Source organism: Leptospira yasudae (assembly GCF_003545925.1).
Taxonomy (GTDB): domain Bacteria; phylum Spirochaetota; class Leptospiria; order Leptospirales; family Leptospiraceae; genus Leptospira; species Leptospira yasudae.
Map to the genome: position 1 here is coordinate 128,750 of NZ_QHCU01000007.1, position 18,946 is coordinate 147,695.

At 43.8% G+C, this 18,946-nt stretch carries 22 protein-coding genes; all 22 read left to right on the top strand.

Annotation, left to right across the window (positions count from 1 at the left end; all coding sequences use genetic code 11):
• The first annotated feature begins 36 nt into the window (after positions 1-36).
• On the top strand, positions 37-468 hold the full coding sequence (locus tag DLM76_RS18865; protein ID WP_118966252.1) for a sugar 3,4-ketoisomerase: 432 nt from the start codon (positions 37-39) through the stop codon (positions 466-468).
• Entirely contained in the window at positions 465-1,556 is a 1,092-nt protein-coding gene (locus DLM76_RS18870; RefSeq protein ID WP_118966193.1) for a DegT/DnrJ/EryC1/StrS family aminotransferase, read from the top strand. The genes DLM76_RS18865 and DLM76_RS18870 overlap by 4 nt, the downstream gene beginning before the upstream one ends.
• 29 nt (positions 1,557-1,585) lie before the next feature.
• On the top strand, positions 1,586-2,374 hold the full coding sequence (locus DLM76_RS18875) for a glycosyltransferase family 2 protein (RefSeq protein ID WP_118966194.1): 789 nt from the start codon (positions 1,586-1,588) through the stop codon (positions 2,372-2,374).
• Between the two features lie 56 nt (positions 2,375-2,430).
• The gene (locus DLM76_RS18880; protein WP_118966195.1) at positions 2,431-3,291 is read left to right on the top strand and encodes a glycosyltransferase; all 861 of its coding nucleotides are present in this window, start codon (positions 2,431-2,433) and stop codon (positions 3,289-3,291) included.
• A gap of 98 nt (positions 3,292-3,389) precedes the next feature.
• Entirely contained in the window at positions 3,390-3,950 is a 561-nt protein-coding gene (gene rfbC, locus DLM76_RS18885) for a dTDP-4-dehydrorhamnose 3,5-epimerase (RefSeq protein WP_118966196.1), read from the top strand.
• 3 nt (positions 3,951-3,953) lie between these two features.
• Complete coding sequence (gene rfbD, locus DLM76_RS18890; protein ID WP_118966197.1) at positions 3,954-4,874, top strand: dTDP-4-dehydrorhamnose reductase; 921 nt, start codon at positions 3,954-3,956, stop codon at positions 4,872-4,874.
• Positions 4,871-5,920 carry a dTDP-glucose 4,6-dehydratase gene (rfbB, locus tag DLM76_RS18895; RefSeq protein WP_118966198.1) on the top strand — a complete coding sequence of 350 codons (1,050 nt, stop codon included), beginning with the start codon at positions 4,871-4,873 and terminating at the stop codon, positions 5,918-5,920. The genes rfbD and rfbB overlap by 4 nt, the downstream gene beginning before the upstream one ends.
• Positions 5,921-6,805, top strand: a complete 885-nt coding sequence (gene rfbA, locus DLM76_RS18900) for a glucose-1-phosphate thymidylyltransferase RfbA (protein WP_118966199.1) — start codon at positions 5,921-5,923, stop codon at positions 6,803-6,805.
• A gap of 109 nt (positions 6,806-6,914) precedes the next feature.
• Entirely contained in the window at positions 6,915-7,835 is a 921-nt protein-coding gene (locus DLM76_RS18905; protein WP_118966200.1) for a glycosyltransferase family 2 protein, read from the top strand.
• Between the two features lie 112 nt (positions 7,836-7,947).
• Positions 7,948-8,796 (top strand): glycosyltransferase, encoded by an 849-nt coding sequence (locus DLM76_RS18910; RefSeq protein ID WP_118966201.1) that lies wholly within the window; start codon positions 7,948-7,950, stop codon positions 8,794-8,796.
• A 43-nt stretch (positions 8,797-8,839) separates the two neighbouring features.
• Positions 8,840-10,231, top strand: coding sequence for a DASS family sodium-coupled anion symporter (locus tag DLM76_RS18915; protein WP_118966202.1), 1,392 nt, complete (start codon positions 8,840-8,842; stop codon positions 10,229-10,231).
• A 305-nt stretch (positions 10,232-10,536) separates the two neighbouring features.
• Positions 10,537-10,773, top strand: a complete 237-nt coding sequence (locus DLM76_RS18925; protein WP_241548308.1) for an antitoxin — start codon at positions 10,537-10,539, stop codon at positions 10,771-10,773.
• Position 10,774: 1 nt separating this feature from the next.
• On the top strand, positions 10,775-11,209 hold the full coding sequence (locus DLM76_RS18930; RefSeq protein WP_118957321.1) for a TA system VapC family ribonuclease toxin: 435 nt from the start codon (positions 10,775-10,777) through the stop codon (positions 11,207-11,209).
• Between the two features lie 48 nt (positions 11,210-11,257).
• On the top strand, positions 11,258-11,839 hold the full coding sequence (locus tag DLM76_RS18935) for a YdeI/OmpD-associated family protein (protein WP_118966204.1): 582 nt from the start codon (positions 11,258-11,260) through the stop codon (positions 11,837-11,839).
• 160 nt (positions 11,840-11,999) lie between these two features.
• Positions 12,000-13,202: a CapA family protein gene (locus DLM76_RS18940; RefSeq protein ID WP_425528958.1), complete on the top strand. Its 1,203-nt coding sequence runs from the start codon at positions 12,000-12,002 to the stop codon at positions 13,200-13,202.
• 64 nt (positions 13,203-13,266) lie between these two features.
• Positions 13,267-13,542 carry a 30S ribosomal protein S6 gene (gene rpsF / locus DLM76_RS18945; RefSeq protein WP_118957318.1) on the top strand — a complete coding sequence of 92 codons (276 nt, stop codon included), beginning with the start codon at positions 13,267-13,269 and terminating at the stop codon, positions 13,540-13,542.
• The gene (locus tag DLM76_RS18950) at positions 13,535-13,978 is read left to right on the top strand and encodes a single-stranded DNA-binding protein (RefSeq protein ID WP_118957317.1); all 444 of its coding nucleotides are present in this window, start codon (positions 13,535-13,537) and stop codon (positions 13,976-13,978) included. The genes rpsF and DLM76_RS18950 overlap by 8 nt, the downstream gene beginning before the upstream one ends.
• A gap of 12 nt (positions 13,979-13,990) precedes the next feature.
• Positions 13,991-14,302: a 30S ribosomal protein S18 gene (rpsR, locus tag DLM76_RS18955; RefSeq protein WP_118957316.1), complete on the top strand. Its 312-nt coding sequence runs from the start codon at positions 13,991-13,993 to the stop codon at positions 14,300-14,302.
• 9 nt (positions 14,303-14,311) lie between these two features.
• Positions 14,312-14,761: a 50S ribosomal protein L9 gene (gene rplI, locus DLM76_RS18960; protein ID WP_118957315.1), complete on the top strand. Its 450-nt coding sequence runs from the start codon at positions 14,312-14,314 to the stop codon at positions 14,759-14,761.
• Positions 14,762-14,778: 17 nt separating this feature from the next.
• Positions 14,779-16,107: a replicative DNA helicase gene (dnaB, locus tag DLM76_RS18965; protein WP_118957314.1), complete on the top strand. Its 1,329-nt coding sequence runs from the start codon at positions 14,779-14,781 to the stop codon at positions 16,105-16,107.
• A 42-nt stretch (positions 16,108-16,149) separates the two neighbouring features.
• On the top strand, positions 16,150-17,955 hold the full coding sequence (aspS, locus tag DLM76_RS18970) for an aspartate--tRNA ligase (protein ID WP_118957313.1): 1,806 nt from the start codon (positions 16,150-16,152) through the stop codon (positions 17,953-17,955).
• Between the two features lie 109 nt (positions 17,956-18,064).
• Positions 18,065-18,946, top strand: coding sequence for a PhoH family protein (locus DLM76_RS18975; RefSeq protein WP_118966206.1), 882 nt, complete (start codon positions 18,065-18,067; stop codon positions 18,944-18,946).

Genomic DNA, 18,946 nt, shown 5'->3' on the forward strand with positions numbered 1-18,946 from the left:
CACGATTGAGGTGCTCTTATGAATAAAGTTTCGGGAATGGATGAGATTATAGTAAAACATTCTGGATATATCAGCTTAAAGAAGGTCCATGATGATAGGGACGGTAACTTAATTATTATGGAGGCTCTTCGTGACGTTCCATTTGAAATTAGACGAGCATATTACATTAATAATTTGGAAAATTCGGTGAGTGTAAGAGGATTGCATGCACACAAAAACACTGAACAAGTAATATTTTGCATTAGCGGCAGCTTCACGCTCGGGCTTGATGACGGAAAAGCGAAACAAAAAATTCTTATGAATAAAGACAATATAGGAGTTCTTCTCGGCAGAATGCTTTGGCATTCGATGGAAGACTTTTCATCTGGATGCGTTCTTTTGGTGGTAGCATCCGATTATTATAAAGAAGAGGATTATATAAGAAATTACTCGGAATTTATCCGGTTAGTGAATGAAGATGTTCTATGATTGAATATGAAAATTTACATTTGTCCAATGCACCGTACGTCGCCGAGTATAAAAGGAAAATTTCGGAAGTTCTTGATAGCGGATGGTTTATTTTAGGAAAAGAGGTTTCTAATTTTGAAGATCAATTCGCCCAATACAATGGCAACCGACACTGTGTTGGGGTCGGAAATGGATTGGATGCATTGATTCTCTCATTAAAAGCTCTAAATTTAGAAAAAGATTCGGAAATCATTGTTCCTTCAAATACGTATATAGCTTCGATTTTAGCGATTTTGCATGCAGGTTTTAAGCCAGTTTTAGTAGAGCCGGATTTGGAAACTTACAATATCGACCCTAAAAAGATAGAAGAGAAAATTAGCCATAGAACAAAAGGAGTATTGGTTGTTCATTTATATGGTAAACCTTGCGAAATGGATTCGATACTGCACATTAAGGAAAAGTATAACCTTTTTTTAATAGAAGACTGTGCTCAAGCGCATGGATCTTTATATAAAGGAAAAAAAACGGGTACCTTTGGCGAAATAAGTGGATTTAGTTTTTACCCGACTAAAAATTTGGGTGCGATCGGAGACGGTGGTGCAGTCGTAACAGACAATTTGGAATATTTTGAAATTATTCGGAAATTAAGAAATTACGGTTCTTCAGTTAAATATAGAAACGAATTATTAGGATTTAATTCTCGTCTGGATGAAATCCAGGCTGCTATATTAAGTATAAAACTCAAATACCTGGATATAAATAATCGATATAAACGAAGCTTAGCCAAGATTTATTTGGAAAATTTGAAAAGTGATTTTGTAAAACCTTCGGTTTCTTCGGAAACCTACGATGTTTATCATATCTTTAATATACGTCATGAAAAAAGGGATGAACTCCGTGAATTCCTTCTAAAAAATGAAATCAGAACTGAAATTCACTATCCTATTCCTCCGCATAAACAATTGGCAATGCGTGAAGTTTTTGAATCTACGGATGGCGATTTCCCGATATCGGAGGAAATTCACAACACAACGTTAAGTCTCCCTATTTCTACGTTTCACACTGCGGACGATATCTATAACATCGTAAATGTTATGAATACATTTTAAAACGTTTGAGAAATTAAGGATGTTCGTTCTTGAATTCAATTAAACTTACTGTCGTCACGATTAATTTAAACAATGTTTCCGGATTAAAGGCGACCGTAGGAAGTGTTCTATCCCAGACCCTCAAAAATTTTGAATATTTTGTGGCGGATGGAATGTCAACGGACGGCGGAAAAGAATATTTAGAATCGTTAACGGACCCAAGGCTTAACTTCGTTTGCGAGAAAGATCAAGGTATTTATTTCGCTCAGAATAAAGGTATAAAAATGACGAACGGAGAATATATCCTTTTCCTAAACTCTGGAGATGTTTTAGCAAAGGATACTACTCTTGAAGAGATACTTTCATCTCAACTTTCATCGGATTTAATTTACGGAGATATGTTTATAGAATCTGTCACAGGCTTTAGAAAATTAGGAAAACAACCTTCCAAAATATCTTTGACTCACTTGTTGTTGGATACAATTTGGCACCCAGCATGCCTAATCAAGAGAGATCTTTTTGATAAATTTGGTCTGTATAATACTGAATTTAAAATTGTTGCAGATTACGAATTTTGGCTGAGAATATTTTCCTCTAAAAGCGTTTCGATTAAATATATTCCTGTAGTTTTTTCCAAATTTAATTTAGAAGGACTTAGTTCCGCCCCTGAAAATCGCACTCGGTTGATTCGCGAAAGAGAGATTGCTCAATCTTTATACTACGATAGATCAACTCTATTTTTATTTCGGGATATACCCAGCCTTGTAAGATCGTTTTTCTTTGTTTGTCGATCGTTTTTGAAAAAGTTCCTTATAACAATTAATTTGATAAGGAGATAGAATTCGATTTTTTATACAAAGAGTGTAATAAATCTGGATAATTCAGTCATATCATAATGGTTCATAATAAAGCGGAAATTTTAGTCTCTGTAATCATTCCTTGCTACAATTACGGCGAATATATAGATCAAGCTGTTCAGAGTGTATTGGATCAGACTTATAAAAATTGCGAAATTGTGATTGTCAACGATGGTTCAGATGATGAACGGACGCTAGCAAGTTTTGAAAAATACAAAGAAAGAGAAGGATTCATAGTAAAGTCGATTTCTAGATCTGGCCCTTCAGTAGCGAGGAATATCGGTATTGGTTTAGCAAACGGAGAATTCATTCTTCCATTAGATTCTGATGATAAGATACATAAGGATTATATTTCGGATGCGTTGGCAGTATTTGCGAAAAAGCCTTCTCTCGGAATAGTATATTGTGAAGCAGAGTTTTTTGGAGCGATGCATGGAAAATGGAATCTTCCCAATTATAGATTTCCCGATATTCTTTTAGATAATTGTATTTTCGTATCGGCCCTCTTTAGGAAATCCGATTGGGAGGAAGTGGGAGGGTTTAATGAGAATATGAAGAATGAATGGGAAGATTACGACTTTTGGCTCAAGCTTATCGAGCGAGGTCGAGACGTTTATAGGATTCCGAAAGTGTTGTTCTATTATAGAAGGGGGCACGTTTCCCGATCAAGTCGATCCATTGAAATGTTTTTGCCTTTGTATCTTCAAATATTCGAGAATCATAAACAATTATATCTAGATAATATTCAAACTTTATTTATGAGACATTTACAGGTAAAGGAACTGGAAGAAGAATTCTTAATCTTAAGTAAAATCCCGATTGTTTACAGATTTCTTAAGGTTTTTGCACGTTTCATAAAATTTCTCGTTTTCGTTAAAAAGGATCTTTTTCATATTTGATCCTTTATTTAGATTTTTCCTTTTATTTAATTCGCCTTCCTGCTTAGCGTCAAAATTTTGTATTTAAAGCAGACTCCGTTTTTATATATAGAAGTCCCATGCAATTTAAACGATTTCCGATCGACGGTCCCGTTCTGATCGAACCGAAAGTGTTCGGCGACGAGCGGGGATTCTTTTTTGAATCCTTCAAAGATTCCGCTTTCAAGCAAGAAAACATTCCCACCGATTTTTTTCAGGACAATCATTCCCGATCCGCACGCGGCGTCTTAAGAGGGATGCACATGCAGATTCCTCCTTACGAACAAGGAAAACTGGTTCGAGTGGTGCGTGGAAGGGTGATCGATGTCGTCGTCGATATTCGAGTCGGTTCGCCCACCTTTGCACAGTGGGTTTCGGTCGAGTTATCGGAAGAGAACAAAAATATCTTCTGGGTTCCTCCCGGTTTCGCGCACGGCTTTATTACTTTAGAAGACAAAACGGATTTCTTATATAAGGTGACGCAGGAATACAATCCCAAGAACGAGGTCGGAATCCGATGGAACGATCCCGCGCTTGGTATTCCTTGGAAAACCTGGTTGCCTGATTCCGATTTTATCGTCTCTCAGAGAGATCAAGAAACCCCGCTCCTGGCGGATTTTAAAAGTCCATTCGTATATTAGAATATGATTTATTATACCGGCAAAAACGGTCAGCTCGGCTGGGAATTGTCCAATCGCTTGAATGCAATCGGATTGGAATCGATCGGTTTCGGAAGAGAGGATTGGGATCTGACAAATCCGGAAGCTGCCGAAACCATCCTTGCAAAAAATCCGAAGGTATTGATTCACTGCGGCGCTTATACCGCCGTTGATAAGGCCGAATCCGATCGCGAGACCGCTTATAAGGTTAATTCCGAGTCCGTAAAAGGAATCGCGGAAGAATGTTACAAAAGAAACATTCGATTGATCTACGTTTCCACCGATTTCGTTTTTGATGCGGGTTCCGATACGATCGAAGACGTGATTCGATTTTGGAAACCGAATTCTCCTTTATCTCCTAAGGGTGTTTACGGCCTTTCGAAAGCGGAAGGGGAGAATTGGATACGAAAGACATTCGGAAACTCCGGAGGCGCGAACATCGTTCGCACTAGCTGGGTTTATTCTTCTAATGGAAATAACTTTCCTAAAACGGTTCTTCGTCTTTTGGCCGACGAGAATCGACCGGAATTGAAAGTGATCGAAGATCAACTCGGTCGTCCCACTTGGGCCGGAAGACTTGCCGATTTTATAATATTCTTAGTTCAAGGAATTCTAAAGGGAGAATCCTATCCGCAGACGTTGCATTTTTCGAATTCTGGAACCGCAAGCTGGTTCGATTTTGCAGTTGCCGTTCGCGACGAAGCGTATTCTGCCTCGTTAATCCGAAGTTCAAAACCGATTCTGCCGATTCCGACGGAGAGTTACCCGACGCCGGCGCCTAGACCTCGCTATTCTATTTTAGATTTGGAAGAAACCAGAAAGATATTCGGACCGATTCCTCATTGGAGAGAAGACTTAAAACTTTGTCTTGAAGAGATCGCTTCGATATCCGGAAAAAAAGTATGAAGAAAATTTTAGTAACCGGAGGGGCCGGTTTTATCGGTTCCAATTTCGTTCATCTTCTTTTGGAAGATACTCGCGAATATCAAGTAATCGTTTTAGATAAACTTACGTATGCGGGAAATTTGAAAAGTCTGGATCGTTGGAAAAACGATTCCCGTTTTATTTTCGTCAAAGCGGATATCGCCGATAAGGATCAAGTCGGCGACGTTTTTCAAAAACACGAATTCGATTTTGTTGCTCATTTTGCTGCTGAAAGTCACGTCGACCGATCGATTACGGGACCGGAAGAATTCGTTCGGACGAACGTCCTCGGAACGTTTTATCTTTTGGATGCTGCGCGTTTGCAATGGAAGAATTCTTTTGATGGAAAAAAATTCCTTCACGTCTCGACGGACGAGGTGTTTGGAACGTTAGGCGACACCGGATTCTTTACCGAAGAAACTCCGTATGCTCCGAATTCTCCGTATTCGGCGTCCAAGGCAGGTTCGGATCATCTGGTGCGTTCTTACTTTCATACCTATCACATGCCTGTCGTTACGACGAATTGTTCCAATAACTACGGGCCGTATCATTTTCCGGAAAAGCTGATTCCGTTGATGATCCTGAATTGTCTTCACGGAAAACCGCTTCCCGTTTACGGAGACGGAAAGAATATTCGAGATTGGTTATATGTTAAGGATCATTGCGAGGCGATTCGTGTCGCTCTATTTCAAGGAAAGCCGGGCGAAACATACAACATCGGCACCCGAAACGAAAAAAGAAACATCGATATCGTAAATTCGATTTGTTCGATTATGGACGAACTTCATCCGGCCGGGGCGCCGCATTCGAAGTTGATCCAATACGTAAAGGACAGACCGGGACACGACTTCCGTTATGCGATCGATCCTTCTAAGATTGAAAAAGAACTCGGATGGAAGCCTAAATTCAGTTTCGAGACCGCTCTTCGGGAAACGATTCAGTGGTATTTGGAAAACGAATCCTGGTGGAAGGAAATTCTTTCCGGTCAATACAAAGAATATTATGAAAGTCAGTATGAGAAACGTTAGATGAAATCAAGAAAGGGAATTATTCTCGCGGGCGGTTCGGGCACCAGACTTTATCCGGTGACCCATGTGATCTCCAAACAACTTCTTCCGGTTTACGATAAGCCGATGATCTATTATCCGCTAACGACGCTTATGTTAGCGGGGATTCAAGATATTCTCATCATCTCCACGCCGCAAGCGACTCCGATGTATAAGGAGCTTTTAGGGGACGGAAAACAATGGGGAATCAACATTGAATATGCGATTCAACCGGATCCGGGCGGACTCGCACAAGCATACTTGATCGGAGAGAAGTTCGTAAACGGACATCCTTCCGTTTTGATCTTGGGCGATAATATTTATTTCGGACATGATCTTTCCGCGCTTTTATCGGGCGCTTACGAGAGGACTTCCGGTTCGACCGTTTTTGCGTATCCGGTTCATGATCCGGAGCGATACGGAGTGGTGGAATTCGATTCGAATCGGCGAGCGATTTCGATCGAAGAAAAACCCGTTCAACCGAAATCGAATTACGCAGTTACAGGGCTTTATTTTTATGACGAGGACGTAGTGAACATCGCGAAATCCATCAAACCTTCTCCAAGGGGAGAATTGGAAATCACCGATGTGAATAAGGTCTATCTCGAACGGGGCACTTTGAACGTGCAGGTGATGGGACGCGGCTACGCTTGGCTTGATACGGGAACGCACGAATCGCTTTTGGAAGCTTCGGTCTTTATCGAAACGATCGAAAAAAGACAGGGTCTGAAGGTGGCTTGTCCCGAAGAGATCGCGTTTCGAAAAGGTTTTATCAACGCGGCCGACCTTGAAAAATTGATCGAGCCTTTGAAAAAGAACGGATACGGACAATATCTCTCCAAGGTTCTTCACGAGAAAATCTTTTAATTGTGTAACTGGCTATGATATTTTTTAAATTTCTTGGGACGATGTTCTTGTTTAAAATAAATATTCGCCAACTCGAGCTGCTTTCCCCGTTTCGTAAAAAATAAAATCGATGCCAAAAAAATTTTCTCCGTTAGCCGTAATCGTTACGTACAATCCGGAATTTTCGAAAACGTTCCGGAACATCCTGAATTTAAACGAGAACAAGGTTCCCGTTCTGGTCGTAGACAATCATTCCAAGAATACGGAAGCGATCCGCTCTCAAATCAAAAAACCGAATCTTCTTTTGGAGAATTCGAAAAACCTCGGATTGGGATTCGCTCTTAACAGAGGAATCGCATACGCAAAGAAGAACGGATATTCTCACGTTTGGCTGTTTGATCAGGATAGTTTATTGGAGTCAACGGCTGCTCGAGTCTTTTTGGAGAAGGTGAAGACGTTCGAGCAAGAAGCATCGCTCGGACAAAGCAAAGTTGCTTCGTTCGGCCCGAATATTTTCGATTCCGTTAAGAATCGAAACATATACGGCTTGAACGAAACTTCGGATGCTATCTTGGACGCTTCCTTTTTGATTACGTCCGGCAGTTATTATCCATTGCATGTCTTCGACGAAGTCGGACCGATCCAAGAGGATTTTTTTATCGATTATCTCGATTACGAATGGTGTTTTCGCGCGAATCACAAGGGTTATGTTCATAAGATCATCGCCACTGCGAAGATGAATCATTCGATCGGAAATCGTTCCAAAAACATATTCGGAATCTTTAAAATAGCGATTCATTCTCCCTTTCGTTGGTATTTCTTGTTTCGAAACGGGATTTGGATGTGTAAACTTCCGCATGTGCCCTTTCGATTTAAATTGGAACTATTCATAAAGTCTTCTCTTCGATTGGTTCTCCTTCCGTTGTTCGGCGATTCGATTGTTCAAACCTTTCGTCATATTCTTCACGGAATTCGAGACGGGTTTGCAGGCGGACAGTCTTCGTTTTATAAAAATCTGATCGGTGCTGACTCGGATTCTATCTCTCATTGAACCGTTTCCCTTTTTGTGCGGAAGAATTTCTTGAAACAAGATTTTTTCTACGTGCAGACTTTCATCGCCGCTGATCGGCTTTTTCGAAAATAAATACAAATCAGGTGACAGTTTGAATTTCGGCGTTACAGTTTCGATCGTATTATATAAACCGAATCTTTTGATTTTAAAGGAATCTTTGGAATCGCTTTTAGCCTCCGTCGCTTATCAAATTTCTAAGAATGATTCGAAAACGCGGTTTCAAATCGATGTCGTTGATAATTCGCCTTTGTTCTCGCAAGAGGTTCAAAGTTTTCTGAACGATTGCGCCAAAAAGCGGGAGTTTAAGAAACAAGTCGCATTTCGCTACATACACATGCCGGAAAATCCGGGTTACGGAGCCGCAAACAATCGTTCCATTTTAGAGTCGAAAACGAAATACCATCTCGTTCTCAATCCGGATATTAAAATGATTCCGCAGACGTTGGATGCATGCGCGCGTTATTTGGAACAACATTCTTCGTGCGACGCTGTGGTTCCTTCCGTTTGGGATTGGGACAGCGACGGTAAAAACGTTTCTACGATGCAGTTTTTGGTGAAGTCGTATCCGACCGTTTTCGTTTTGTTTTTGCGGTCCTTTGCTCCGAAATTTTTGAAATCGTTTTTTCAAAAGAACATAGACGAATACGATTTAAGAGAAAAGGACTGGAGCCAAACCCAGGAATCGGTTCCTCTCGTAAGCGGCTGTTTTATCTTCGCGAAAACGGAATCGTTGCAGAAGATCGGAGGCTTTGATGAAAATTTCTTTTTGTATTTCGAGGATTTCGATTTATCGATGCGCTTAAAACGAAAAGACTACTTGCCTAAGGTGAAAATCTTTCACAAGGGCGGTAATTCTTCCAAAAAAGGTTTTTTGCATATTCGACTTTTTGTAACTTCCGCATTTCGTTTTTTTATGAAATTCGGTTGGAAGCTGATTTAAACCATTCAACATATACCGGTCTTTACGACCGTACTAAAACACGATGCGTAATCTGATTTCGATTCTAAGTATCTTATCCGTAATATTCGTTTTATTTTTTATACAGATTCAGTTTGCGATTCCTCTCGGAGTCGCGATTATGATCTGCATATTTTGTTTGGCCGCCACGTTTTGGGTTTTAGAACCGATTCCGGGTTATGCGACTTCGATTCTGATTCTTTTTCTGGAGATTTTGTTTTTTGCGAATCCTGCCGGAATCGAAGCTTTGAAATTTCAGCAGGGCAAAAATCCGGCGGTTTCGGTATTTTTGTCATCGATCGCGGATTCTTCCATTATTCTTTTTTTAGGCGGTTTCGTTTTAGCAAAGGCTTGTGTGAAAACGGGACTGGACCGTTTTCTTGCAAACCGGATCATCCGCAAATTCGGGACCAAGAGTCATCAAGTTCTACTCGGTTTTATGTTCACCACGGGTTTTATCTCGATGTGGATGAGCAATACCGCGACGACTTCGATGATGATCGCTCTTTCGTTTCCCTTGTTTCAGATTCTTCCGGAAAAAGAACCGTTTCGAAAAGCGCTTCTTTTGGGGATTCCGTTCGCAGCGAATATCGGAGGAGTGGGGACTCCGATCGGTTCTCCGCCGAATATCATCGCAATGGGTATTTTAAAACAACAAGGCGTTGTAGTTTCGTTCGGAACTTGGATGCTCTTTGCGGTTCCTCTTGTGGTCGTTTTGATTTTGTTCGCGTGGTTTCTTCTTTTGAAATTGTTTCCGGAAAACGGTTCTTTGGATTTGATCGTTGAATTTCCCGAACCGGAAGGCGGAACGAAATCTTTCTCGTTTCGAACGACATCCGTGATTTTTTTAGGAACGGTCGCGCTTTGGTTTACGGAGAATCTGCACGGAATTCCCGCGGGAGTGATCGCGTTATTGCCTTTGATCCTTTTTCCTACGTTCGGAATTTTGAATGAAAAAGACATCAACTCTTTGGAATGGTCCGTTCTGCTTTTGATCGCCGGTGGGATCGCGATCGGCGTGGGACTTCAACAGAGCGGAATGAGCCTTTGGTTTTCGGAAATCCTCAAACCTATTACAAAACCGGAATATGCGGTAAGTGTGTTGTTCCTTCTCTGCATTTTGAGCCTTTTGCTCAGTACGTTCATGTCGAATACGGCCGCTACGAATCTTTTGGTTCCGTTTGCGTTTCCTTTGTCCGCGATTATTTTACCCGGATCGGAAGCGTATCTTTTGGAGATTTGTCTCGGCATCGCTCTTTCCGCTTCCTTAGCGATGTCGCTTCCCGTAAGCACTCCGCCGAATGCGATCGCGTATGCGGTGGGCGGTTTTGAAATCAAGGATATGATCAAGGCCGGTTTACCGGTCGGAATTTTCGGTTTGATTTTGACGCTGGCGGCCTATTTTACATTTTTATAATGTTGTTTCGAAGGTATTCGGTTCCATTTCTCTTGATTCTTCTCTAATCTTTTCCCGCCTACGATTCAGATTTCCCTTTCCATTTAGTTTCCTCCCTTCCCAATCTGCCTTAACTTCCAATTTCAATTCTTTTCGTCCTTCCGCGTTTTCTGTTTCCTTTTGATCCGTATTGTTTCTCCTTCCTTTGTCCGCGTTTTGTTTGAATCGTGAATTAAAAAAATAGAGGAATCGGAAAAAAAAATGGGAAAAATACTTGAAGAGAACCATATTTATGGAACCGTAAAAGGGTGAAAACGACTTTAGAAATACCGGATACATTGTTTAAAAAAGCGAAAATAAAAGCGGCAGAGAGAGGAATTTCTATGAAAGCCTTGGTCATAGAGTCGTTGGCACATACTTTAGAAATGGAGGAAGCCGTAAGAAAAAAGGACGCCGAGAAGGGTTTCGCCGCCAATCATCACGGATGGCCCGTTCTTTCCAAAAAGAAAGGCGTAAAAGTTACGGAAACGATCATCAATAATATCAAGGAGGAAATCGGCTAAAATGGGTTATCTTTTAGACGCAAATGTTTTGATCGCGCTCAGCGATTCCAATCATACGTTCCACCAAGCGGCTTGGCGGTGGTTTGATCGGAAGACGAAGGCCGGTTGGTCCACTTGTCCGATTACGCAAAACGCTCTTGTCCGGATTCTAAGCCATCCATCGTATCCCGGAAGTCCGGGCGGTGTGGAGGTCGCCTCGGAAATTTTACATTCTCTTCTGAAAGTGAAAGGACATCGGTTTATACCCGACAATATTTCCCTCGATTCTTCTTCATTATCTTTTGATTCTACTTCGATTCATTCCAAACAACTGACGGATATTTATCTTCTTGCCTTAAGCGTTCATCACAAAGTCAAGTTTGCGACGTTCGATTCTAAGATTCCATACAAGGCGGTGGATTACGGAAAAGAACATCTCGAAGTGATCGCCGCTTGAGTTTATCTTAGAAACATCTCAAAAGGAACGTTTCGTCCTTTCCCGCTTATGAAAGAAATTTTTAACGATTGTCCGGTTTTATTTTTTAAGAATCGGAAAGAATGGGCGGCTTGGTTGAAAGCGAATCACCGATCCGATTCCGCGATTTGGATCAAACTCGCCAAAAAGGAATCCTCGATTCCTTCGATCACGTATGCCGAAGCGCTGGAAGTGGCCCTTTGTTACGGTTGGATCGACAGTCAAAAACAGAAATACGATGCTTCGCATTGGCTTCAAAGATTTTCGATTCGAGGTTCTAAAAGTATTTGGTCCAAGATCAATCGAGAGAAGGCGGAACAGTTGATCGCTTCCAAAGGAATGAAAGCTCCGGGACTTGCGGCCGTCGAAGCGGCTAAGAAAGACGGAAGATGGGATAAGGCTTACGCATCGCAAAGTAAGATGGAAGTTCCGGAGGAATTTCAAAAACTTTTGGATAAGAATTCCTCCGCCAAAAAGTTCTTTGAAACTCTGAATTCCGCGAATCGTTACGCGATTCTTTTTCGGATTCACAATGCAAAGAAGGAGGAAACCAAAATCAAACGGATGAAAGAGTTCGTGGAGATGTTAAAAAGAAAGGAAACTCTTCATTAAACCGCTTTTTCAACGGGAAGGGCGTATTTACCCGCATGGTTCTCTCCGAAAATTCCCGAAAAAAATCTTTCCAATCTCGGATGAAATGGAGAACTTACCCACAGTGCTTTTTTCTTCCCTTCAGATGTCTTATTCACTTTTATCTAAAATTTATTTCCAATTGAAATCTCGATTCGTTCTTCGTTTTGCAACGGCCGCTTTTTTTATTCCCCTTTTCTTTCTTTCCTGTATTCCCGGTTTTTTAAAAGATTCTTCTTCGGAAGCGAACGAATCGAATTCTCCCTCCGCTCTGGAGATCATCCAAGACAAGATCGACGCGGTTCTGCATCCCGAACACAACCGCGATCCCGAACTGCTCAAGGTTTTGGCGGGCGGGGACGTTATGTTCAATTGGGGAATCCGCGACACGATTCAGAAACACGGAGAAATCGCGCCCGTGGAAGGTTTGAAATCCTTGTTCGGAGAAGCGGACTTCCGCATGGTCAATCTGGAAACTCCGGTCGTCGCTTCCAAAACGGAAGAATCCAAAAAGGCTTATATCTTTACCGCACACGAAAAGGATCTTGATTCCCTGAAATTTTTGGGGATCGACATGGTCTTTCTCGGAAACAATCATTCCTTCGATCACGGTCCGAACGGAATGGTCGAGACGTTAAACATATTAAATAAGAATAATATTCTAAATATCGGCGCGGGTAAGAAGCTTCCGGACGTATTCGATCCGTTGCATCTCAGCCTGAAAGGTTCGGACCTGAGAATTCATTCCGTTACGGCGATCGCCGAACAATCGCATTACGCGACTCCTACGAAATCGGGCGTTGCTCCGTTTGTTCTCCCTTCCTTGCAGGCGGCTTTTTTCGAACGCCGTCCCGTTCGCCGGGGAAACCCTCCACCGGTGCGGATCGTTTCCCTGCACTGGGGAGTCGAATATTCTCCCTTTCCGACTCCCGATCAAAGAAAGGTCGCGCGCGCATTGATCGATTCCGGCGTTAAAATCGTGATCGGTCATCATCCGCATATTCCGCAAGGAGTGGAATTGTATCGGGGTGGGGTGATTTTGTATTCGCTCGGGAATCTGATTTTCGGAAGTAGGAACTCCTACCTCAATCACAATCTAATCGCCATTCTTCATATCCGCAAGAATGTCTTGGAAACCGTGGAACTCGTTCCGATCTTCGGTAAGTTCCAAAAAGAGGACCACAAAATCCGTCCGGTTCAAGGCAAAGAAGCGCAGGAGTTCCTACAAGAGATCGCGGTTCTTTCGAGCGAACTCGGAACCAAGCTTCGAGTCGAGGAAGAAAGGGCATTTCTGGACCTAAAGGTCAATTCTCCCTTGACCCCGGGCTCTAAACGCAAAAAATAGGTTAAATTATCGGTTCTTCTGCTCGCCGCGAACCGCAGGCGGGCTATAACCATAGGGGAAACTTTTGAGAAACTACGAACTCACCACCATCACACGTGTGAGCGCGCGGGAAGCTGCAAAGTCCGAAATTCAGGATACTTTGAAGAAATTCTCCGTGAGCATCACCTCCGACGAAGATTGGGGCCAAAGAAAACTCTGGCATCCGATCAAACACGAAGAGCAGGGCATTTTCCATCACTACAAATGCAGCGCGGATCCAGGCGCCATTGAAAAAGTGGAAAAGGAATTCTTAATCAACCAGAACATCCTTCGTTCTATGGTTGTGCGCCTCAATGGCTAATGATATCAACAGAGTGACTCTGGTCGGCCGCTTAACGCGGGACCCCGAGTTCAAATCGATCAACGGGACTTCTCTCGTTAACTTCTCCTTGGCCAACGGCCGGACCTACGTGTCTAACGGAGAAAAAAGAGAAGAGTCTCACTTCTTCGATTGTGAAGTCTGGGGAAAACCGGCTGATATCATTCAACAATACTGCAAAAAAGGAAAGCAGATTGCCATTGAAGGAAGACTGAAGCAGGACACTTGGGAAACCCCCGAAGGAAAGAAGGCTTCGCGGATCCGAATCGTAGTTGAGAACTTTCAACTCCTCGGTTCCAGAGACGATTCTTCTTCCTCTTCATCGGGCGGCTCCTCTTCCTCCGGAGGAAATTCTTATCCATCCTCTCCGGAATACTACAGCCCTGCACCGGATGGTGACGACGACATACCGTTTTAATGAGGTACACTTATGAGTGAAAACGAAATCAAAGAAGAACGTTCCGAAAGACCGGAACAAGGCGACGCTTCCGCTGAAATGGAAGGCAAGCCGCAGAGAAAACAGAACAAATACAAGAAGAAGGTTTGCCGTTTTACAGCAGATCCCGAACTTGCAAAACAAATCAATTATAAGAACATCGAGCTTCTGGAAAGATTCATCACCAACCGCGGTAAAATCATTCCAAGAAGAATTACGGGAACCAGCGCTCGTTATCAAAGAGTTCTCGCTCGTGAAATCCGCAAAGCAAGAAGCATCGGTCTTCTTCCTTACAAGGTGAACTGAGGTACGAACATGAGAGTGATCTTACAAAAAGACGTTATCAATCTCGGAGACGCCGGAGATACGAAAGAAGTTGCCGACGGTTACGCAAGAAACTTCTTATTTCCAAAACGACTCGCAGTTCGTGCAAACGAAGGAAACACCAAAGCGGCTCTTCACCAGAAGAAGTTGGGCGAACTCAAACGTGAAAAACGTAAAAAAGCGATGGAAGGAGTTTCCGCAAGTCTGAACGGGAAAGAATACGATATTCTCGTGAAAACGGGCGGCGGAGATAAACTTTTCGGAGCCGTTACTCCGATCGACGTCGCTGCCATTCTGAAAAAGAATGGGGTCGAACTCGATAAGAGAAAAATCGAAATCGCTGAGCCAATCCGCAACCTGGGATCTTACAAGATCAAAATCCGTCTCGCCGACGGAGTCCAGCCCGTGATTACGCTCAACGTAAAAAAAGAAGAAGAATAATCCTTCTTTAGGGGACCATGCAGTCCGACTCCTTATACGAACCGGAATCCGAAAGGGCCTTTTTAGGATTCCTGCTTCTCAAAGGGGCGGACAACCTCATCGATGTTCCCGTCGTTCCCGAAGACTTTTATGTGGATCTCCACAGAAGGGTCTATCGGGCGATCGCCGACTTAGTGGACAAACGGATCACGATCGATCCGGTTTCCGTTCTCAACTTCCTCAAAGAAAATTCTCTTCTCAAAGACGAAGAAAAAGAATTCAATTATATCTATTCTCTTTACAGAGATACGGTCGTTACGCAGCCGCTTGCATACTACGCGACGCGGATCAAACGTTTCTCCGAACGGAGAATGTATGCGAAAATTCTCCAGGATTCTCTCGAACTCATCCGCAAGGAACCGGGAGACAACGAATCCGTATTCAACACGGTCGAAAAGAATCTCACCGAAATTTCCAGAAGCATAGACGCAAAAGGTCTGCTTCCCGTCTCGACGGACAAGGTCGCTCTCTCCGATTACATCATGGAGATCATGAAGAATCGGGGACAGATCACCGGTCTTCGAACCAACTTCACCAAACTCGACGAAGCGACTTCCGGTTTGAAGGAACACGAGCTGATGATTCTCGCGGCCCGTCCCGGTAACGGTAAAACCACGTTCGCACTCAACATAGCGTCTAACGTGGCGCTCATCTACAATCAACCGGTCGTCATCTTCTCTTTGGAGATGAGCCGGATCGAACTTCTTCTCAAGATGGTCTGTTCCGATTCCCAAGTGGAATCGATGAAACTCAAAAAATCCGAACTTACCCGTTCGGACGCTCCGAAACTTTTGGAATCGATCGTGCGAGTAACCTCGGCTCCGATTTACATCGACGATTCCGGCGGTTTGACGATAGACGACTTCAAAGGTCGCGTGCGTAAACTTCTTACCACGGAAAAGATCGGCCTGATCGTCGTGGATTATCTCCAGCTGATGAGCGATCCGAAGAACAAGGACGGAGGGCGTCAACAAGAGGTCGCGTCCATCTCCCGTTCCCTCAAACAGATGGCAAAGGAAGCGAAATGTCCGATCATCGCGCTTTCTCAGATGTCCCGGGCCGTGGAACAAAGATCCAAGGATCAGAAACCGCAGCTTTCCGACCTTCGGGAATCGGGCGCGATCGAGCAGGATGCGGATATCGTGTCCTTTATCTATCGGGAAGAGAAGGTAAAGGGAGAAGAGGAGATCAGCCCGGAGATGCGCGGTAAGGCGGAGATCATCATCGCGAAAAACCGTTCGGGCCCTATCGGTTCTTTTCATCTTGCCTTTAGGCCCGAGCTTAGCAGATTTGATAATATAGATTAATTTATAGACCGATTTACGGTCTCACATAGGAAACAGAAATCATTGGAACAGTGGATTCAGGAAAGTTATAAAAAGCGCTCTTGGGCGGGAGAATTGAGCGAGTCCCAAGAAGGTCAAAAAGTCGTTCTCTACGGTTGGTCGTTTCGTTTTCGCGATCAAGGCGGAGTGATCTTCATCGATCTCCGCGACAGAACCGGAATCATCCAAGTAGTCGCGCGCAAGGAACTTTTGGGAGACGCTTTCGTTCTCGCCGAAAAAGTCCGTTCCGAATACGTTCTCGCGGTTGCGGGAACTCTCAAAAAAAGAGACGCTGAATCCATCAATCCGAGAATGCAAACCGGAACGATCGAAGTCGTTCTGGATCAATTAGAAATCTTGAATGCTGCAAAAACTCCTCCGTTCTCCTTGGACGAGTTCGACGAAGTTTCCGAAGAACTCAGACTGAAATACCGTTATCTGGATTTCAGAAGAGAAGAATTAAAAAACAGAATGCTCAAACGGCACGAGTTTATATTCGCAATCCGTAATTATCTCAACAAACGCAAGTTCGTCGAAATCGAAACTCCGATTTTGAACAAATCCACTCCCGAAGGCGCGAGAGATTTTCTCGTTCCTTCCCGTCTGAATCCGAACGAGTTTTACGCTCTTCCCCAATCTCCGCAGATCTTCAAACAGATTCTGATGGTCGGCGGAATGGAACGTTACTTCCAAATCGTAAAGTGTTTCCGCGACGAGGATCTGCGCGCGGACAGACAACCCGAGTTCACGCAGCTCGATATGGAATTCTCCTTTGTCAGTCAGGAGGAAATTCTCGCGGAGATCGAGGGCCTCGTTGCTGAAATCTATAAGGAAGTTTTCAATATTCAGCTTACCGTTCCTTTCCCGAGAATGACCTACAAAACCGCGATGGAAGAATACGGTTCCGACAAACCGGATCTTCGTTTCGGTATGAAACTCGTGGACGTTTCCGAAATCGTAAAGGATTGCGATTTCAACGTGTTCTCCGGAGCCGTAAAAGGCGGAGGAACCGTTAAGGTCGTTTGCGTTCCGGGCGGTTCGATCATTTCTAGAAAGGAAATCGAAGATTATACCGCGTGGCTGAACCGAGACTACAAAGCGAAAGGTCTCGCATATATGAAACACGGAAGCGAAGGTCTCGAATCCACGATCACGAAACGTTTTAAAAAAGAGGAATTGGACGCTATCTCCAAAGCCTGCGGTTCGAAAGAAGGGGATATGCTCTTTTTCGGAGCGGACGAAAAAGAAATCGTCAATCACTCGTTAGGCGCTCTTCGTCTCAAACTTTCTGAACGTTTTGAAACTCCGAAAGAAGGGGAGAACAACATCACTTGGATCGTCGACTTTCCGATGTTCGAGTGGAATAAGGACCACAAACGTTGGGACGCTCTGCATCACCCGTTCACTTCTCCATCGGATGAAAGTATTCCGTATTTTGAATCTATGGAAACGCTCCAGAAGAACGCGGGCAACGCGACCGCAAAAGCGTACGACCTCGTGATGAACGGAGTCGAGATCGGAGGCGGTTCGATTAGAATTCATTCCCGCGACGTTCAGAACCAAGTGTTCAAGGTTCTCGGAATCGAAGAGGAAGAAGCAAAGGAAAAATTCGGATTCTTACTCGAAGCGCTCGAATACGGAGCGCCGCCTCACGGCGGTTTGGCGTTCGGAATCGATAGAATGCTGATGCTTCTCACAGGGGGAAAATCGATCCGCGACGTGATCGCTTTCCCGAAAACACAAAAGGGTCTTTGTCTGATGAGCGAATGTCCTTCTCCGGTGGAGGAAAAACAGCTTCAAGAACTCAAGATCAAACTCGTAAAGGTATAAACCCATTTCCACGCGCAAAGAACAGTTCAATTTCGAGAATCAGGATCTTTATCGCAAGATCTGCGGGATCAACGACGAAGGCGTAAAAATTCTCGAAAAACAACTCGAGATGGACATCATCCCGCGGGGGAACGGATTCCAACTCGAAGGCGAGTCGGCGAAGGTCGATTTCGCTTTGGATTTTTTTAAAAAACTCGAAGCGAACTATCAGGAAAGACCGGACCGGGATTTTACAGATTCATTCGATTTTGCTTATATTCTAAAAGACGCAGGTAAGGAACTCCGCAAAAAGAAGGTATGGGAAACCGAAACCGATCGGGCCATGCCTTGGAAGCCGAGCGAGAAAATTCTCACCACATACCGCGGAAAACATATCTTCCCGCGAACTCGAAATCAGGAAAATTATTTCCGATCCTTTCAGGACAATCTCATCACCTTTGCGCTCGGTCCGGCGGGAACGGGAAAGACGTTCTTATCCGTCGCGACCGCTTGTAGATTTCTGCAGGCCGGAACCGTCGATAAGATCATACTTACAAGACCCGCGGTCGAAGCGGGGGAAAATCTCGGATTTTTACCGGGCGACTTGAACCAAAAAGTGGATCCGTATCTTCGTCCGGTCTACGACGCTCTCAACGAATGTATCGGCGCGGAAAAAACGCAGGAATACATCGCTCTTACAAAAATCGAAATCGCGCCCGTCGCGTTTATGCGGGGAAGAACTCTTTCGAATGCGTTTATCATTTTGGACGAGGCCCAGAACTGTACTCTGGCGCAGCTCAAGATGATTATGACTCGTTTGGGAAGGTCTTCGCGCATGTGTATTTCCGGGGATTCGACTCAGATCGACCTGGAGCACGGCCGCTCGGGACTCGAAAAAGTGGTGACTTTATTCAAAAACACGGATCAAATCGGAATGGTGTTTTTTGGGAAAGAAGATATTACCAGACACCCTCTCGTGGAAGTAATCGTTCGCAAGTTCGAGGAGTTGTAA

What these genes read in the sequence shown, in the direction of transcription:
- DLM76_RS18865 (WP_118966252.1), top strand. Translation starts at nt 37, where the DNA reads ATGGATGAGATTATAGTAAAACATTCTGGATATATCAGCTTAAAGAAG.
- DLM76_RS18870 (WP_118966193.1), top strand. Translation starts at nt 465, where the DNA reads ATGATTGAATATGAAAATTTACATTTGTCCAATGCACCGTACGTCGCC.
- DLM76_RS18880 (WP_118966195.1), top strand. Translation starts at nt 2,431, where the DNA reads ATGGTTCATAATAAAGCGGAAATTTTAGTCTCTGTAATCATTCCTTGC.
- rfbC (WP_118966196.1), top strand. Translation starts at nt 3,390, where the DNA reads ATGCAATTTAAACGATTTCCGATCGACGGTCCCGTTCTGATCGAACCG.
- rfbD (WP_118966197.1), top strand. Translation starts at nt 3,954, where the DNA reads ATGATTTATTATACCGGCAAAAACGGTCAGCTCGGCTGGGAATTGTCC.
- rfbB (WP_118966198.1), top strand. Translation starts at nt 4,871, where the DNA reads ATGAAGAAAATTTTAGTAACCGGAGGGGCCGGTTTTATCGGTTCCAAT.
- rfbA (WP_118966199.1), top strand. Translation starts at nt 5,921, where the DNA reads ATGAAATCAAGAAAGGGAATTATTCTCGCGGGCGGTTCGGGCACCAGA.
- DLM76_RS18905 (WP_118966200.1), top strand. Translation starts at nt 6,915, where the DNA reads ATGCCAAAAAAATTTTCTCCGTTAGCCGTAATCGTTACGTACAATCCG.
- DLM76_RS18915 (WP_118966202.1), top strand. Translation starts at nt 8,840, where the DNA reads ATGCGTAATCTGATTTCGATTCTAAGTATCTTATCCGTAATATTCGTT.
- DLM76_RS18930 (WP_118957321.1), top strand. Translation starts at nt 10,775, where the DNA reads ATGGGTTATCTTTTAGACGCAAATGTTTTGATCGCGCTCAGCGATTCC.
- DLM76_RS18935 (WP_118966204.1), top strand. Translation starts at nt 11,258, where the DNA reads ATGAAAGAAATTTTTAACGATTGTCCGGTTTTATTTTTTAAGAATCGG.
- DLM76_RS18950 (WP_118957317.1), top strand. Translation starts at nt 13,535, where the DNA reads ATGGCTAATGATATCAACAGAGTGACTCTGGTCGGCCGCTTAACGCGG.
- rpsR (WP_118957316.1), top strand. Translation starts at nt 13,991, where the DNA reads ATGAGTGAAAACGAAATCAAAGAAGAACGTTCCGAAAGACCGGAACAA.
- rplI (WP_118957315.1), top strand. Translation starts at nt 14,312, where the DNA reads ATGAGAGTGATCTTACAAAAAGACGTTATCAATCTCGGAGACGCCGGA.
- dnaB (WP_118957314.1), top strand. Translation starts at nt 14,779, where the DNA reads ATGCAGTCCGACTCCTTATACGAACCGGAATCCGAAAGGGCCTTTTTA.
- DLM76_RS18975 (WP_118966206.1), top strand. Translation starts at nt 18,065, where the DNA reads ATGGACATCATCCCGCGGGGGAACGGATTCCAACTCGAAGGCGAGTCG.